This is a genomic window from Burkholderia contaminans, from assembly GCF_029633825.1.
GTDB classification, from domain to species: domain Bacteria; phylum Pseudomonadota; class Gammaproteobacteria; order Burkholderiales; family Burkholderiaceae; genus Burkholderia; species Burkholderia contaminans.
The window spans coordinates 2,213,723-2,230,356 of sequence record NZ_CP090640.1; the positions used below are offsets into that span (position 1 = coordinate 2,213,723).

Annotated in this window: 14 protein-coding genes and 2 tRNA genes; 6 read left to right on the top strand and 10 right to left on the bottom strand. The window is 67.2% G+C overall.

The window, feature by feature from the left end; all coding sequences use genetic code 11:
- Positions 1-24: 24 nt before the first annotated feature.
- The 4 genes from LXE91_RS10355 to fdxA form a co-directional block, all read right to left on the bottom strand.
- Positions 25-510, bottom strand: coding sequence for a CreA family protein (locus LXE91_RS10355; RefSeq protein WP_039348453.1), 486 nt, complete (start codon positions 508-510; stop codon positions 25-27).
- Between the two features lie 120 nt (positions 511-630).
- A tRNA-Asn gene (locus tag LXE91_RS10360) sits at positions 631-706 on the bottom strand.
- A gap of 75 nt (positions 707-781) precedes the next feature.
- A tRNA-Asn gene (locus LXE91_RS10365) sits at positions 782-857 on the bottom strand.
- Positions 858-958: 101 nt separating this feature from the next.
- Positions 959-1,282: a ferredoxin FdxA gene (gene fdxA, locus LXE91_RS10370; protein ID WP_011351384.1), complete on the bottom strand. Its 324-nt coding sequence runs from the start codon at positions 1,280-1,282 to the stop codon at positions 959-961.
- Positions 1,283-1,602: 320 nt separating this feature from the next.
- Here fdxA and pncB point away from each other — a divergent pair, with 320 nt between their 5' ends.
- From pncB to LXE91_RS10395, 5 genes are all read left to right on the top strand, one after another.
- Entirely contained in the window at positions 1,603-2,802 is a 1,200-nt protein-coding gene (gene pncB / locus LXE91_RS10375) for a nicotinate phosphoribosyltransferase (RefSeq protein ID WP_039348450.1), read from the top strand.
- A gap of 88 nt (positions 2,803-2,890) precedes the next feature.
- Positions 2,891-3,553 carry a LutC/YkgG family protein gene (locus tag LXE91_RS10380; protein WP_039348448.1) on the top strand — a complete coding sequence of 221 codons (663 nt, stop codon included), beginning with the start codon at positions 2,891-2,893 and terminating at the stop codon, positions 3,551-3,553.
- Positions 3,554-3,596: 43 nt separating this feature from the next.
- Positions 3,597-5,027: a sodium:proton antiporter gene (locus LXE91_RS10385; RefSeq protein ID WP_039348446.1), complete on the top strand. Its 1,431-nt coding sequence runs from the start codon at positions 3,597-3,599 to the stop codon at positions 5,025-5,027.
- Positions 5,028-5,108: 81 nt separating this feature from the next.
- Positions 5,109-6,098: a 2-hydroxyacid dehydrogenase gene (locus tag LXE91_RS10390; RefSeq protein ID WP_039348470.1), complete on the top strand. Its 990-nt coding sequence runs from the start codon at positions 5,109-5,111 to the stop codon at positions 6,096-6,098.
- The gene (locus tag LXE91_RS10395; protein WP_039348444.1) at positions 6,095-7,573 is read left to right on the top strand and encodes a DNA recombination protein RmuC; all 1,479 of its coding nucleotides are present in this window, start codon (positions 6,095-6,097) and stop codon (positions 7,571-7,573) included. Before LXE91_RS10390 ends, LXE91_RS10395 begins: the two co-directional genes overlap by 4 nt.
- A gap of 97 nt (positions 7,574-7,670) precedes the next feature.
- Here LXE91_RS10395 and LXE91_RS10400 read toward each other — a convergent pair whose 3' ends face one another.
- The 6 genes from LXE91_RS10400 to LXE91_RS10425 all read right to left on the bottom strand — a co-directional run bounded on the left by LXE91_RS10400 (position 7,671) and on the right by LXE91_RS10425 (position 14,903).
- Complete coding sequence (locus LXE91_RS10400; RefSeq protein ID WP_039348442.1) at positions 7,671-8,156, bottom strand: GNAT family N-acetyltransferase; 486 nt, start codon at positions 8,154-8,156, stop codon at positions 7,671-7,673.
- Positions 8,153-8,428, bottom strand: coding sequence for a hypothetical protein (locus LXE91_RS10405; RefSeq protein ID WP_006401288.1), 276 nt, complete (start codon positions 8,426-8,428; stop codon positions 8,153-8,155). Before LXE91_RS10405 ends, LXE91_RS10400 begins: the two co-directional genes overlap by 4 nt.
- Before the next feature lie 39 nt (positions 8,429-8,467).
- Positions 8,468-9,766 (bottom strand): molybdopterin molybdotransferase MoeA, encoded by a 1,299-nt coding sequence (gene moeA, locus LXE91_RS10410; RefSeq protein WP_039348439.1) that lies wholly within the window; start codon positions 9,764-9,766, stop codon positions 8,468-8,470.
- A 106-nt stretch (positions 9,767-9,872) separates the two neighbouring features.
- On the bottom strand, positions 9,873-10,490 hold the full coding sequence (mobA, locus tag LXE91_RS10415; protein WP_039348438.1) for a molybdenum cofactor guanylyltransferase MobA: 618 nt from the start codon (positions 10,488-10,490) through the stop codon (positions 9,873-9,875).
- Positions 10,491-10,518: 28 nt separating this feature from the next.
- On the bottom strand, positions 10,519-11,631 hold the full coding sequence (moaA, locus tag LXE91_RS10420) for a GTP 3',8-cyclase MoaA (RefSeq protein WP_039348437.1): 1,113 nt from the start codon (positions 11,629-11,631) through the stop codon (positions 10,519-10,521).
- Positions 11,632-11,762: 131 nt separating this feature from the next.
- Positions 11,763-14,903 (bottom strand): Rne/Rng family ribonuclease, encoded by a 3,141-nt coding sequence (locus LXE91_RS10425; RefSeq protein WP_039348435.1) that lies wholly within the window; start codon positions 14,901-14,903, stop codon positions 11,763-11,765.
- A 725-nt stretch (positions 14,904-15,628) separates the two neighbouring features.
- Here LXE91_RS10425 and LXE91_RS10430 point away from each other — a divergent pair.
- Complete coding sequence (locus LXE91_RS10430; RefSeq protein WP_039348433.1) at positions 15,629-16,633, top strand: RluA family pseudouridine synthase; 1,005 nt, start codon at positions 15,629-15,631, stop codon at positions 16,631-16,633.
- Position 16,634 lies beyond the last annotated feature (1 nt).

The following is a 16,634-nucleotide window of genomic DNA, read 5'->3' on the forward strand; positions in this document are numbered from 1 at the left end:
TCGCGCGCCCGGCAGGCGCGGGCTTTACTTGACCGGAATCGTCGTGCCGGCCGGCATCGGTACCGCGGTGACGGCGTTCTTCGGGCTGCCGCTGACGATGCGGTCGCTGTAGGTCAGGTAGACGATCGTGTTGCGCTTGGTGTCGACCACGCGCACGACGTGCAGGGTCTTGAAGATGAACGACATGCGCTCGCTGAACACGTCGGTCTGCTGCTTGAGCGGCTCCTTGAAGCTGATCGGGCCGACTTGCCGGCATGCGATCGACGCTTCGCTCGGATCCTCGGCGACGCCGAGCGTGCCCTTGATCCCGCCGGTGCGGGCGCGCGACACGTAGCAGGTCACGCCGTTCACGACCGGATCGTCGTACGCCTCGACGACCACGCGATCGGAGCCCGTGACGCGGAAGTGGGTGTTGACGCTGCCGACTTCCTCCGCGTGCGCGAGCGGTGCCGCGGCGAACGCGGAAAGCAGGAGGGCGAAGGGGGCTGAGCTCAGGAGGCGGTGCTTCATCGATGGAACCGGATGCGAATGCGGGACAGAGACTCTAGCATGTGCACGGGCCTGGCGATGAAAGCCGAATGGCGGTCCGGAAAAACAAAAGGCCCGTCGAATGACGGGCCTTTCGCTATTTGGCTCCCCGACCTGGGCTCGAACCAGGGACCTACGGATTAACAGTCCGGCGCTCTACCGACTGAGCTATCGGGGAATAAATCGGTACATCTGCATGCTTGTTTGTCTACCAGCAAAAAGCCCGTCCACTTTCAACGGGCCTTTGCGTTTTTGGCTCCCCGACCTGGGCTCGAACCAGGGACCTACGGATTAACAGTCCGGCGCTCTACCGACTGAGCTATCGGGGAACAAACAACAACAGCAGAGAAACGAGATTATATGGAGCGTTGATCAGGTCGTCAATACTTTTGAGCCGCGGCGCACAAAATTTTTTGCGGCCGCTGCGCGATCAGCGCTCGAGCAGGTGCAGCTTGTCCTGCACGTCCTTCCACTCGTCCGCGTCGGCGGGTGCCGGCTTGGTCTTCGTGATCGACGGCCAGTCCTTCGCCAGCTCGGCGTTCAGCGCGGTGAACTGCTGCTGGTCGCCCGGAACGTCTTCTTCGGCATAGATCGCATTGGTCGGGCACTCGGCGACGCACACGGCGCAGTCGATGCACTCGTCCGGATCGATGGCGAGAAAGTTGGGACCTTCACGGAAGCAATCCACCGGGCACACATCCACGCAATCCGTGTATTTGCACTTGATGCAGCCTTCGGTCACAACGTGAGTCATTAAAACGCTCCTGCTTGGCGGTATATATGGGGTGGCGTTTGCGCCAAAACCGGCATTGTAACTGAAGCGCAAAACCCGCATGGCGTGGTCGGCTATCCGGCTTATATCGTTTCGTGATTAGTTTATGGGGCGCCTCCGGCGCGCGCCGAAGGGGCGCACCAGCGGCAGTGCGTGTTCCGTACGCAGGAACGGGCACGCGACCGCAGCAGGGCGGCAGGCGGTTTCACGATGGTCGGGCCCGCATTCGGGTAACATGGCCGGCAGACCGGGCGGCGCGCGGTGCGCCGAGGCCCTGTCACGATATTGGCGGTGCCGCAATCATGATCATCACTTCGCTGCTCGACACGGATCTCTACAAGTTCACGATGATGCAGGTCGTCCTGCATCACTTCCCCGCTGCAAGCGTCGAATACCGTTTCCGGTGCCGCACGCCCGGCGTCGATCTCGTGCCGTACATCGACGAGATCCGCGACGAGGTGCGCGGCCTGTGCGCGCTGCGTTTTTCCGACGTCGAACTCGACTACCTGCGGCGGATGCGTTTCATCAAGAGCGATTTCGTCGACTTCCTCGCGCTGTTCCACCTGAACGAGAAGTACATCTCGATCACGCCGTCGCCGAAGGGCAATGGTGAAATCGACATCGAGATCACGGGGCCGTGGCTGCACACGATCCTGTTCGAGATCCCGGTGCTCGCGATCGTCAACGAAGTGTATTTCCGCAATACCCAGCGCGAGCCCGACTATCGCGAAGGCCGCGAGCGGCTGCGCGAGAAGATCAAGCTGCTCGGTGCGAAGCCCGAATTCGCCGATTGCAAGATCGCCGACTACGGCACGCGCCGGCGCTTCTCGAAGGTCTGGCACGAGGAGGTCGCGCTCACGCTGCGCGACGGCCTCGGCCCGCAGTTCGCGGGCACGAGCAACGTGCTGTATGCGATGAAGCACGGCATCACGCCGCTCGGCACGATGGCGCACGAGTACTTGCAGGCCTGCCAGGCGCTCGGCCCGCGGTTGCGCGATTCGCAGATCTACGGCTTCGAGATGTGGGCGAAGGAATACCGCGGCGACCTCGGGATCGCGCTGTCGGACGTCTACGGGATGGATGCATTCCTGAACGACTTCGACATGTACTTCTGCAAGCTGTTCGACGGCGCACGCCACGATTCGGGCGATCCGTTCGAATGGGGCGAGCGGATGCTGCGCCATTACGAGACGAACCGTTGCGACCCGCGTACCAAGGTGCTCGTGTTCTCGGACGCGCTCGATATCCCGAAGGTCATGCAGTTGTACGAACGTTTCCGTGGCCGCTGCAAGCTCGCGTTCGGCGTCGGCACGAACCTCACCAACGATCTCGGCTACGTGCCGCTGCAGATCGTGATCAAGATGGTCCGCTGCAACGGCCAGCCGGTCGCGAAGCTGTCGGATTCGCCGGGCAAGAGCATGTGCGACGACAAGGCGTATCTCGCCTACCTGCGCCAGGTGTTCGGCATCGCGCAGCCGGTCGAGGAAGACGCGTCGAAGTAAGCGTCGGCCGAACGGCCAAAACTGCGTGGCGGCGGGGGCGGTCGGTATAATCCGACGGTATCGCCCGCCAACGTCACGAGGACCGTTCATGGACACTTCCGCTGCCCGTCGCCAGATCCTCGCGCGCATTCGCGCGGCGCAGGGGCGCGCGGCCGAACCCGATGCGGCCGAGCGCGACGGCGTTGCCGACTATCTCGCCCGTCATCCGGAAGGCCCGCGCCCGCCGGTGCCGGCCGATCTCGTCGCTGCATTCGTCGACGAAGCGGCACGCCTGTCGACCTCGGTCGACGAAGTCGCGACGCTTGCCGACGTACCGGCCGCCGCGGCCCGCTACCTTTGCGCTCATGGCCTGCCGACGCAGGCCGTCGCGTGGCGCACGCTGGCCGATTTCGACTGGGCGGGCGCAGGCCTGTCGGTCGAATGCCGCAAGCCGCGCGATGGCGATCTGGTCGGCCTCACCGGCTGCTTTTGCGCGACCGCCGAAACGGGCTCGCTGGTGCTGCTGTCCGGCCCCGACACCTATGCGTCGGCCGGCCTGCTGCCGGAAACACATATCGCAATCGTTCCCGCGTCGCGGATCGTCGCCGGTCATGAAGACGCCTTTGCGCTGATCCGCTCGGAGCGTGGCGAATTGCCGCGCGCGGTCAACTTCGTATCGGGCCCGTCGCGCACGGGCGATATCGAGCAGACCATCGTGCTGGGCGCGCACGGCCCGTACCGCGTTCACGTGATCGTCGTACGGGGCGCATGACGCGCCCGCTGCATCCACTACCACTCGAACAAGGAAGTTCTGCATGAAACGACATGCCGCCTGGGCGGGCATGGCGTCGGGGATCGCGCTTGGCGCCGCCCCCGCGCTTGCCTCGGCCGCAACGCTCGACGGTGCCACGCTGTCCGCTCTCTGGGGCATCCCGTTTGCCGGGATCCTGCTGTCCATCGCACTGTTCCCGCTCGTCGCCCCCGTGTTCTGGCATCACCACTTCGGCAAGATTGCGGCCGGGTGGGCGGTCGTGTTCCTGGTCCCGTTCGCGTTCGCATTCGGCGCGGGCACCGCGTTCGGCACGCTCGTGCATGCGCTGCTCGAGGAATATATCCCCTTCATCGTGCTGCTCACCGCGCTCTATACGGTCGCGGGCGGCATCTGCGTGAACGGCAACCTGCACGGCACGCCGAAGCTGAACACCGCGATCCTCGCGCTCGGCACGCTGCTCGCGAGCGTGATGGGCACGACCGGTGCCGCGATGCTGCTGATCCGGCCGCTGCTGCGCGCCAACGACAACCGCAAGCATGTCGTGCACGTCGTGATCTTCTTCATCTTCCTCGTCGCGAACGCGGGCGGTTCGCTGTCGCCGCTCGGCGATCCGCCGCTGTTTCTCGGTTTCCTGAATGGCGTGAGCTTCTTCTGGACGACCACGCACCTCGCATTGCCGATGCTGTTCATCTGCGTGGTGCTGCTGACGCTGTTCTTCGCGCTCGATACGTACTTCTACCGGAAGGGTGGAGAGGAGCGGCCGGCCGTGCTCGACCCGACGCCCGACAGCGACCGGCTGTCGATCGACGGCAAGATCAATTTCGTGCTGCTCGCGGCCGTGATCGGCCTGGTACTGATGAGCGGCGTGTGGAAGCCGGGCATCACGTTCGATGTGTGGGGTACGCACGTCGCATTGCAGAATCTCGTGCGCGACGTCGCGCTCGTGGGCGTGACGCTCGCGTCGCTCGCGCTGACGCCACGCTCTGCGCGCGAGGGCAACGCGTTCAACTGGGCGCCGATCGAGGAAGTCGCGAAGCTGTTCGCGGGGATCTTCGTGACGATCGCGCCGGTGATCGTGATCCTGCGCGCCGGTGCCGACGGCGCATTCGCGCAGATCGTCCATCTCGTCACGGGGCCGGACGGCAAGCCGATCGACGCGATGTACTTCTGGGCGACGGGCATCCTGTCGTCGTTCCTCGACAACGCACCGACCTATCTCGTGTTCTTCAACCTCGCGGGCGGCGATGCGCAGTCGCTGATGACGGCCGGCGCTTCGACGCTCGCCGCGATTTCCGCGGGCGCGGTGTTCATGGGCGCGAACAGCTATATCGGCAACGCGCCGAATTTCATGGTGAAGGCGATCGCCGAATCGCGCGGCGTGAAGATGCCGAGCTTCTTCGCGTATCTCGGCTGGGCGCTGGTCGTGCTGATACCGGTATTCCTGCTCACGTCGTGGATCTTCTTCACGGCGTAAGCTGACGATTTTCAACCCTGGAGCGGTGGTCCCTGCGGCGCACGGCGCGCAGCGATCCGCTCGCGGCATGTGGAGATGGCGATGCAGAAGATCCTGGTCGCGCGTCCGATCTTTCCGGACGTGATCGAGCGGCTCAAGCAGTATTTCGACGTCGACTGGAACAACGGCGACGCACTCGCGCCCGACGCGCTCGCCGCGCGTCTGGCCGACAAGGATGGCGCGCTGACGGCCGGCGATCCGGTCGGCGCGGCCGAGCTCGCGGCGGCGCCGCGCCTGCGCGTCGTGGCGAACATGGCGGTCGGCTACAACAATTTCGACATGGCCGCGTTCAACGCGGCGAACGTGCTCGGCACCAACACGCCCGACGTGCTGAACGAGTCGACCGCCGATTTCGGCTGGGCGCTGATGATGGCCGCGGCCCGCCGGATCGCCGAATCCGAGCACTGGCTGCGCGCCGGCCACTGGCAGAAGTGGGTGTACGACGGTTTCCTCGGCAGCGACATCTACGGCTCGACGCTCGGCGTCATCGGCATGGGGCGCATCGGCCAGGCACTCGCGCGCCGCGCGCGCGGCTTCGGGATGCAGGTGATCTATCACAACCGGTCGCGGGTCGCGCCCGAGATCGAGGCCGAGCTGAATGCCGAATACGTGTCGAAGGACGCGCTGCTCGCCCGCGCCGATCACGTCGTGCTCGTGCTGCCGTACACGAAGGAAAACCATCACACGATCGGCGCGGCCGAGCTCGCGAAGATGAAGCGCACCGCGACGCTGACCAATATCGCGCGCGGCGGGATCGTCGACGACGCGGCGCTGGCCGTCGCGCTGCGCGACGGGACGATCGCCGCGGCCGGCCTCGATGTGTACGAAGGCGAGCCGACGGTCCATCCGGCGCTGCTCGAGGTGCCGAACGTCGTGCTGACGCCGCATATCGCGAGCGCGACCGAAAAAACGCGCCGAGCGATGGCGAACCTTGCCGCCGACAACCTGATCGCCGCGCTGGGCGAAGGGCCGCGCGCAGGGCAGCCGCCGAATCCGATCAACCCTGACGTGATCGGGAAGTCGCGCGCATGACGATGACGTTGTTGCTTGGGGCGGTCGTCGTGCTGGCCGTCGCGCTTGCGGTGGCGATCGTCGCGCTCGTGCGCGGCGGTGGCCGCCACGACGATGCGACGATACTCGGCGACCAGATCGAGGACGCCGCGCATGCTCAGGCGCGCGCGGTCGAGCGGCTCGAACGAGAATTGCGCGGCGAGATCGTCGAGAACGCGCGCGGTTCGCGCACCGAGCTGGCCGGCAGCTTCGCGCAGCTTCAGCAGACGCTCGCCGCACAACTGACGAGCGTCGCGACGGTACAGAACAACCAGATCGAGGGTTTTGCACAGCAGCTCGGCAAGCTCGTCGCCGGCAATGCGCAGCAGTTCGACGCGATGCGCGAAAGCGTGCAGCGCCAGGCGCAGCAGGCGCGCGAGGAGCAGACGGGCGCGCTCAGGCTGTTCGGCGACACGTTGAACCGGCAGCTCACGCAACTGACCGAAGCGAACGACCGCCGGATCGGCGAGGTGCGCGCGACGCTCGAACAGCGGCTGAAGGAAATCGAGACGAACAACGCGGCGAAGCTCGAGGAGATGCGCCGCACCGTCGACGAGAAACTGCACGCAACGCTCGAGCAGCGGCTCGGCGAATCGTTCAAGCTCGTGTCGGACCGGCTCGAGCAGGTGCATCGCGGGCTCGGCGAGATGCAGACGCTCGCGGCGGGCGTTGGCGACCTGAAGAAGGTGCTGACCAACGTGAAGACGCGCGGCACCTGGGGCGAAGTGCAGCTCGAGGCGCTGCTCGAACAGATGCTGACGCCCGAGCAGTACGCGAAGAACGTCGCGACGGTGCCGAAGAGCAGCGAGCGCGTCGAGTTCGCGATCCGGCTGCCGGGGCGCGAGGCCGGCACGCGTGACGCGCCGCCCGTGTGGCTGCCGATCGACGCGAAATTCCCGCGCGAAGACTACGAGCGGCTGATCGACGCGCAGGAGCGTGCCGATGCGGTGGCGGTCGAGGAAGCGGCCCGCGCGCTCGAAGCGCGCGTGCGGCTGGAGGCGCGCACGATCGCCGAGAAGTACGTCGCCCCGCCGCACACGACCGATTTCGCGCTGCTGTTCCTGCCGACCGAAGGGCTCTATGCGGAGATCCTGCGTCGCCCGGGGCTGACCGACCTGCTGCAGCGCGACTATCGCGTGACGGTCGCCGGCCCGACGACGCTCACCGCACTGTTGAACAGCCTGCAGATGGGTTTCCGAACGCTCGCGATCGAGCAACGCTCGAGCGAGGTGTGGCAGGTGCTCGGGGCGGTGAAGACGGAGTTCGGCAAGTTCGGCGATGTGCTCGCGCGCACGAAGTCGCAGCTCGAAACGGTCACGCGCTCGATCGAGGCCGCCGAGCAGCGCACGCGCGTGATGGGCCGCAAGCTGAAGCAGGTCGAGGCGCTGCCGGGCGATACGGCGGCAGGGCTGCTTGGTGCGGAAGGGGGCGACGGTGCCGATGCGGACGACGCGTGACGCATGACGCACATGGCCGACATCGGCCGGAAAGCAAAAACGGGCGCCGCGGCGCCCGTTTTCCTTTGAAGCGATTGCCGGCGTAGCCAGCTCGTGGTCAATGCCCGGCGAGCGTATCCAGTGCGTCGTCCGTGACGCGAACGATGCGCCAGTCGGGCAGCACGGTTGCGCCCATCTTTTCGTAGAAATCGATCGCCGGCTGGTTCCAGTCGAGGACCGACCATTCGAAGCGTCCGCAACGGCGCTCGACGGCCAAGGCCGCGAGGTGACGCAGCATCGCGGTGCCGAGTCCCGTGCCGCGCTGCGACGGCTGCACGTACAGGTCCTCGAGATAGAGGCCGCGACGGCCGAGGAACGTCGAATAATTGTGGAAGAACAGCGCATACGCGACGATCGCGCCGTCGTGCTCGGCCACCCGTGCCTCGGCGGCAGGCTGCTCGCCGAACAGCGCGTCGGCGAGATCGGCCTCGGTCGCGACGAACAGGTGCGCAAGTTTCTCGAACTCGGCCAGCTCGCGCATCAGCGCGAGGATCGCGCCGACGTCGCGTGCCTGGGCCGCGCGGATCAGCGGCGTGCCGTTCACGCTTCTTCCGGCGGGTCGGACAGCACGATCTCGATGCCGCCGAAGCGCGATGCGACCCAGTTGTACGCGTGGCACGCGATCCACAGCAGCACGAAGCCGAGGATGGCGTTCAGCAGCAGCGCGCTCAGGATCGTGCTCAGTTCGACCATCCCGTAGCGGACGTACGCGACGAGAATGCCGAGCAGCACGATCGGCACGCTGAACGTCAGGTAGACGAGGATCAGCGCCTTTGCGGTCTGCCCCGCGGCGATCGACGAAATTTGTTTCTTCATGTGCGGATTGCCCCCGTAGAGATATACCGATAGTGGAATTCAGATCAGGCCGTCGAGCGGCAGGATGTCGACCGGGGTGCCCGCGTCGACTGCCGCGGTATCGTGGCCCAGGACGATGAAACAGTTGGCGGCCGAGAGGCCGCTCAGCGATGCGGAACTCTGCGAGCCGGCCGGTGCGACGTGCCAGCGGCCGTCGGCGGCGCGCGTCGCGATGCCGCGCAGGTAGTCGGTACGGCCCGGGCGCGTCTTCAGCGGTTGCGTGCTGAGTGCCGTATACATCGCCGGCGGCTGGGCCTGCGCGCCGGCCAGCGTCATCAGCGCGGGGCGCACGATCGCATGGAACGTCACGGCAGATGCGACCGGGTTGCCGGGCAGCCCGAAGAACAGCGTCTGACCGGTGCCGCCGGCCGCATGCGAGAGCGTGCCGCACGCGAGCGGCCGGCCGGGGCGCAGCGCGAGGCTCGCGAACGTCACGTCGCCGAGCCGTGCCATGACGTCGCGCGTGAAGTCGGCTTCGCCGACCGATACGCCGCCCGACGTGATCACCGCGTCGGCCTGCGCGGCGACCGCGCCGCGCAACGCGGCTTCGAGGGCGGCCGGGTCGTCGCGGACGATCCCGAGATCGACCGCGTCGACATGCAGCCTTTCGAGCATCGCGATCAGCATCCCGCGATTGCTGTCGTACAGGGTGCCGGGGCCGAGCGTCTCGCCGGGCTCGCGCAGTTCGTCGCCGGTGGAGAACACAGCGACGCGCACGCGCCGGCGCACCGAAACCTCGGTGACACCGAACGACGCCAGCAGGCCGAGATCGGACGGCCGCAGGGTGCGGCCGGCGGCAAGCGCGCAGGCGCCGCGCGCAAGATCCTCACCGGCCTTGCGGCAGTTCGCGCCGCGTGCGATGTCGTGTGCGGCGAAGTGGACCGTGTCGCCGTCGATGCGCACGCGTTCCTGCGGAATCACCGTGTCGCAGCCGGCCGGCATCGGCGCGCCCGTCATGATGCGCACGCATGATCCGGCCGCCACGGCGCCGTCGAACGGATGGCCGGCGAGCGCAGTGCCGACGACCGTCAGTGTGACGTCGGCTTGCGGCGATGCGTGCGAGCCTGTGCTGCCGTCGAACGCATAGCCATCCATCGCCGAGTTGTCGTACGCGGGAATGTCGAACGGCGCGTTCACGTCGGCCGCGAGCACGCGGTCGAGCGCATCGCGCAGCGTCACCGTATCACACGCGTCGACCGGCACCGCGAAGCGGCACGCGAGCGCCTGCGCGTCGGCGAGCGACAGCGGGGCATCGGAATCGGGTGCGGTTCGGGGGGCGGGCGAGGATTGCGTGATCATCAGTCGGACTGCGCCGCAAGGCGTATCGGGTTCGTGGCCGGTGGCGCGAGGAGGGTGCCTGGGCGCGGGTTTCGCGTGCGGCGGGCGGGGAACCGCACGGGTGCCGTCAGCGGCGGGCCAGCGCGGCGAGTTCCTGCCAGGAGTTGGCATTGTAAAACGCACGCTCGTCGTGAAACTCGACTTCGACCGTCTTGTGGCGTGCGTACCACGCACGCACCTTGCGGTCGCCGGCGGCGAGCCGGGCGGCGAGATCGTCGGCCAGCGACGTGCGCAGCAGCGCGAACGTCGGCTGCGGCGAGCGCACTAGTTGTTCGTCGACGGTCACCGCCATGGCGATGTCGGCCTGCTGCGCGTCCAACGCCGCCTGCAACCGTGCGACGAGGTCGGCCGGCAGATAGGGGGTATCGCATGGCGAGCACGCTACGAGCGGCGCGCGTGCCGCCCGCATGCCGGCGAGCAGTCCCGCGAGCGGGCCGGGGAAGTCGGGTGTTTCGTCCGCGACGATGCGCGCATCGAATGGCGCACCGAGTTCGGCATAGCGATCGGCATGGCGATTCGCACTGATCAGCGTCTCGTCGACCTGCGGCGAGAGCCGGCGCAGCGCGTGCAGCGCGAGCGGCGTGCCGTCGAGCAACTGCAGGCCCTTGTCGACGCCGTCCATGCGTGTGGCGCGCCCGCCTGCGAGCAGCAGGCCGGCGATCGAGGGATAGGCGGAAGCGGGCATGGCAAGAGGGCGGGAAGGGCGGCGTGCGTCAGCCGCCGATATACGACATCTCGACCCGCTTGCCGGCGCCGTCGGGCACGGCGTCGGCCGACGCGCTGCCGCGCAGCTGCGAATAACGGTCGGTGCGGGCCTGCCAGATGCGGGCGATCGCGGTCGCGATCTCGGCGTCGCTCGCGCCGCCGCGCACGAGCGCGCGCAGGTCGTGGCCCGCCGACGCGAACAGGCACAGGTACAGCTTGCCTTCGGTCGACAGCCTTGCGCGCGTGCAGTCGCCGCAGAAGGCCTGTGTGACGCTCGAAATCACGCCGATCTCGCCGCCGCCGTCCGCATAGCCCCAGCGCTGCGCGGTTTCGGCCGCCGTATGCGGATCGAGCGGCACGAGCGGGAAGTGTTCGGCGATCCGTGCGATGACGTCGGCCGATGGCAGCACCTCGGTCATGTTCCAGCCGTTCGACGTGCCGACGTCCATGTATTCGATGAAACGCAGGATCACGCCGGTACCGCGGAAACGCTCGGCCATCGGCAGGATCTCGCTGTCGTTGGTGCCGCGCTTCACGACCATGTTGACCTTGACCGGCGCGAGGCACGCGGCCTGGGCCGCGAAGATGCCGTCGAGCACGTCGGCGCTCGCGAACTCGGCATCGTTCATCCGCTTGAACAACGTATCGTCGAGCGCGTCGAGGCTGACCGTCACGCGCGTGAGCCCGGCGTCCTTCAGCGCGCGCGCCTTGCGTGCGAGCAGCGAACCGTTGGTCGTGAGTGTCAGGTCCAGCGGGCGGCCGTCATGCGTGGTCAGGCGGGCAAGGCGCTCGATCAGGAATTCGAGATTCTTGCGCAGCAGCGGCTCGCCACCGGTGATACGGATCTTCTCGACGCCGTGTGCGACAAAGAGTCGCGCCACGCGTTCGATTTCCTCGTGCGTGAGCAGCGCGCTGTGCGGCAGGAACGGGTAGTCCTTGTCGAAGACGGCGCGCGGCATGCAGTACACGCAGCGGAAGTTGCAGCGATCCGTCACCGAAATGCGCAGGTCGCGCAGCGGCCTGGCGAACGTGTCGGCCAGCGTGCCGTCCGGGGCGTGCGCGACGCCGGAGACGTCCGGCATCCCGCTGACGTCGGCGAGAGGAATGATGCGTCGGGACATGTTGAAAGAAGTGCGGACCAGACCTCTATTTTAGCCGCAAGCGGCAGGTCGGTCCGGTGGGCGGAAACCCGCAGCGCGGACATGAAAAAGCCCGCCGGAGGCGGGCTTTTCCTGGTTGGACGATGCGTCGATCAGTGATGCGTCGTTTCGACCTGCTGCATCGGTGCCGTATCGACCGGCGGCAGTGCCTTGCGTTCGCGCGGCACGCGAGCCGGACGCGGGAGGCGCGACGCGGCTTCCTGCGCAGCGGCAAACTTGTCGGCGTCCGTGTTCACCCAGACGAGACCGGCCTGCTCCAGCACGGTATCCAGGCTCGCCGAAGCGGGCGCGGCTGCCGGTTGGGCGGGGGCCGGAGCCGGTGCGGGTGCCGGTGCGGCAACGGCCTCGACCGGCGCCGCTTCGACGTGGGCCGGCTCCGCAACCACCGGAGCGGCTTCGGTCGTCACGGCCGGTGCAGCTTGCTCGACGGGGGCCGGCTGAGGCGCCTCGACGGCGACAGGCGCGGCCGGCACTTCGAACGCGTCGGTCGGCGAAACCGCGACCGGAGCCGGACCGGCTTCCGTATCGACGGCCGGTGCGACCGGTGCCGGTTCTGCTGCCTGGGCGACCACTGCTGCTTCGACCGGCGCTGCTTCGACGTGTACCGGTGCCGGCTGCGGCTCGACAGCGGCCGGTGCTGCCGGTTCGGCATGGTGCTCGACCACGGCTTCGGCGACGACGGCGCTTGCCGCGGCGGCTGCCACGACGACTGCCGGTGCGGCCGTGTGGGCCGGTTCGGCAGCAGCCGGTGCTTCCGGCGTCACGGCTTGCACCGTCACTTCGCCCTCTGCGCCTTGCTCGGCGTGGTCGACGGCTGCGCCGTCTTCCTCGCGCTCGCGACGACCGCCGCGGCGGCCGCGACGGCGACGGCGACGTTCCTCGCCATCACGCGCGCCGGCTTCCGCGTCGGCTGCCAGTTCGGCGCCGGGCAGGGCTTCTGCGACGGCCTTGTCGGCTTCCGGTTCCGGATGGGTTTCGCCACGGGTGACGGTTTCCAGCGTTGCCGCATGCTGAGTCGGCTTGCGGCGCTCGCGACGTTCCTGGCGCTCGCCACGACCGGCTGCTTCGACGCCTTCCGGCTGCTCGACACGCTCGCGCGGTTCACGCGGTTCGCGATTCTCACGCGGTTCGCGCGGCTCACGGCTTTCACGCGGCTCGCGGCCTTCGCGCGGGCTACGGCCCTCGCGACCTTCGCGGTTCTCGCGGCCTTCACGGGGTTCACGACCCTCGCGCGGTTCGCGGCCTTCACGCGGCTCACGAGCCTCACGCGGTTCGCGCACTTCCTTGCCTTCACGCTCCTGGCGTTGCGACTGGCCACGGCCTGCCGCGACCTGGTCGCGGCCGCCTTGCGCCTGCTGGGCGCCGCCGCGACGGTTGCGGTTGCGATCGCCGCCGCGTTCGCCGCGTTGCTCGGACTTCTCGGCGCGTTCGCCGCGAGCCGGACGGGCTGCCTGCTCCTTCGCCGGGGCCGGAGCAACCGGTGCGGGTGCGGGCGCCGGCGATACGCCGAACAGACCCTTCAGCCAGCCGATGAAGCCGCCGGTTGCCGGCGCGACAGGCGCGGGCGCTGCAACGGGTTCGACCGGGCGCTGCGGTGCCGGGCTCGGGGCCGGACGCTCGGGCGTGATGCCCTTGACCGCGGCTTCCTGCTTCGGCTTCACTTCCGCCGCGCGCTTGCTGTAGCCGGTTTCCGACTCGAGTTCGCGGGCTGCTTCCTCGGCCATCTTCCAGGACGCGCGCGGGTCGTCGAGACGTGCGTCGTCGTGGCGCAGGCGCTCGAGCTTGTAGTGCGGCGTATCGAGGTGCTTGTTCGGGATCAGCACGATGCCGACCTTGAAGCGCGACTCGATCTTGTTGATTTCCTGACGCTTTTCGTTGAGCAGGAAGGCGGTCACCTCGACCGGCACCTGGCAGTGGATCGCCGCGGTGTTTTCCTTCATCGCTTCTTCCTGAATGATCCGCAGGACCTGCAGCGCGGACGATTCGGTATCGCGGATGTGACCGGTGCCGTTACAGCGCGGGCAGGTCACATGGCTGCCTTCCGACAGGGCCGGACGCAGGCGCTGGCGCGACAGTTCCATCAGGCCGAAACGGGAGATCTTGCCCATCTGGACGCGCGCGCGGTCATGCTTGAGCGCGTCTTTCAGGCGCTGCTCGACTTCGCGCTGGCTCTTCGCCGATTCCATGTCGATGAAATCGATCACGATCAGGCCGCCGAGGTCGCGCAGGCGGAGCTGGCGGGCGACTTCGTCGGCTGCTTCGAGGTTCGTGCGGGTGGCGGTTTCCTCGATGTCCGCGCCCTTGGTCGCGCGCGCCGAGTTCACGTCGATCGCGACGAGCGCTTCGGTGTGGTCGATCACGATCGCGCCGCCCGACGGCAGCGGCACCGTGCGCGAGTACGCGGTCTCGATCTGGTGCTCGATCTGGAAGCGGGAGAACAGCGGCACGTCGTCGTGGTAGCGCTTCACCTTCGCGACGTTGTCCGGCATCACGATGTCCATGAATGCGCGGGCCTGATCGTGGATTTCGTTCGTATCGATCAGGATTTCGCCGATGTCGGGCTGGAAATAGTCCCGGATCGCGCGGATCACGAGGCTCGATTCCAGGTAGATCAGCATCGGCTGGCCGGCGTTGCCGCTTTGCGACGCCGCTTCGATCGCGCGCCACAGTTGCAGCAGGTAGTTCAGGTCCCACTGCAGTTCCTCGGCGCTGCGGCCGATGCCCGCGGTACGGGCGATCATGCTCATGCCGTCCGGGATCTGCAGTTGCGCCATCGTTTCGCGCAGTTCCTGACGCTCGTCGCCTTCGATCCGGCGCGACACGCCGCCGCCGCGCGGATTGTTCGGCATCAGAACCAGATAGCGGCCGGCGAGCGAGATGAACGTGGTGAGGGCGGCGCCCTTGTTGCCGCGCTCTTCCTTCTCGACCTGGACGATCAGTTCCTGGCCTTCGCGCAGGGCATCCTGGATGCGCGCGGAGCGCATGTCGATGCCTTCCTTGAAGTACTGGCGGGCGACTTCCTTGAACGGCAGGAAGCCGTGGCGGTCTTCGCCGTAGTTGACGAAGCACGCTTCGAGCGACGGCTCGATACGGGTGATGACACCTTTGTAGATATTGCCTTTGCGCTGTTCGCGCCCGGCTGTCTCGATGTCGATGTCGATGAGCTTTTGCCCATCAACGATGGCGACGCGCAGCTCCTCCTGCTGCGTCGCATTGAACAGCATGCGTTTCATGAACGACTCCAGGCGGCTCTGCTGGCGGCGCCTCGCGGTTGTCAGTCGCGAGGGCGGGAACGACGGCAGGCCGCGCCTTGTTGTGTTGTCACGAGCACGCTGGAGCGGGAACGATGGCGGGGAGAATTGCCTGAAGAGGCGCTTGGGCCCGAAACACGGGGCCGGCGGCCATAGGGCACCTGCGAACACGGCTTCAAAGCACGGCGTCCACACACCGCACGCTGTCAAAGCGCGCTAAGCCTGAGGCCGGGCACTGCCGCGGGGCGCGTCGTCATGCGACGCGCGTGCCAACGGGCGGCAGATGCTGCGGCTCGGGCCGCAGCGGGGAGTATCGAATCCAGCCCGACTTTCCCGCCTGGGGTGTACTTCCCTGGTTTGACGTCGCCAGGCCCCGCACGCTTCGCGGAGCCAAATCGGGCGCAACGCCGTAATTTTCGCAACCGGCAGCCTGCGCGGACGCACTTCGCGCCGTCAGGCTGCCGATCAAATTCTTTTCAACCAACTTTCCGTTACCGCGGCGCCTTGCCGACCGAATCCGCCTGTGGGCGCGATCCTTGCCGACGGGCGGCGCCGTGCGTGCAACTTGCTGCTTCTCTTTGATTAGGGGCGAGCAGCAGACCCCCGGCGCAAGTAAAATAACGGTTTGCGCTTGCGCCTTGCCCGGTTGATCCGGGTCGGCCGGTGAGGCCGCCCGCAACGTCAGGCTGGGCAAAATTATATTCAGTATGAACGAGTTAGGCAAAATATCCCAGAATTCGGTCGCAAGCGGCCAGGTATCGATGATCGAGATCGACGAAAACTCGGCCGGTCAGCGTATCGACAACTTCCTGTTGCGCGTCTGTAAAGGCGTGCCGAAAAGCCATATTTACCGGATCCTGCGCAGCGGCGAAGTGCGTGTGAATAAGGGCCGGGTCGATGCGCAGTACCGGCTCGCGTTCGGCGACATCGTCCGCGTGCCGCCCGTGCGCGTGGCCGCCGCCGACCTCGCGCGGGCCGAAGCGACCATCGTGCCGCCCGCGCACTTCGACGTGCTGTTCGAGGACGACGCGATGCTCGTCATCAACAAGCCGGCCGGGGTGGCGGTCCACGGCGGCAGCGGCGTCGCGTTCGGCGTGATCGAGCAGATGCGCCAGGCGCGCCCGCGCGCGAAATTCCTCGAACTCGTGCACCGGCTCGACCGCGAGACGTCCGGGATCCTGATGCTCGCGAAGAAGCGCACGGCGCTCGTGGGCCTGCACGAACAGATTCGCGAGAACAAGATGGACAAGCGCTACTTCGCGTGCGTCCACGGTGAATGGCAGTCCGACTGGGGGCGTCGCCGCGCGGTGAAGGCGCCGCTGTTCAAGTATTCGACCCCGGAAGGGGAGCGCCGCGTGCGCGTGCAGGACGACGGACTGCCGTCGCATACGGTGTTCAACCTCGTCGACCTTTGGCCCGAGTACGCGCTTCTCGAGGCGGAACTCAAAACGGGTCGGACCCATCAGATCCGTGTGCACCTCGCGCATCTGGGCCTGCCGATTGCCGGTGACGCCAAGTATGGCGATTTCGCACTGAACAAGGCGCTGGCACGCGCGAATGCGCAGCCGTCGCTGAAACGGATGTTCCTGCATGCGTACCGGCTGCGGCTCGCCCATCCGCTGACCGGCGAGGCGCTGCAGTTCGATGCGCCGCTGCCGGACGAATGCCGGCGCTTCCTCGATCAACTCAGCGCACTGCGCGATACCGCCTGAA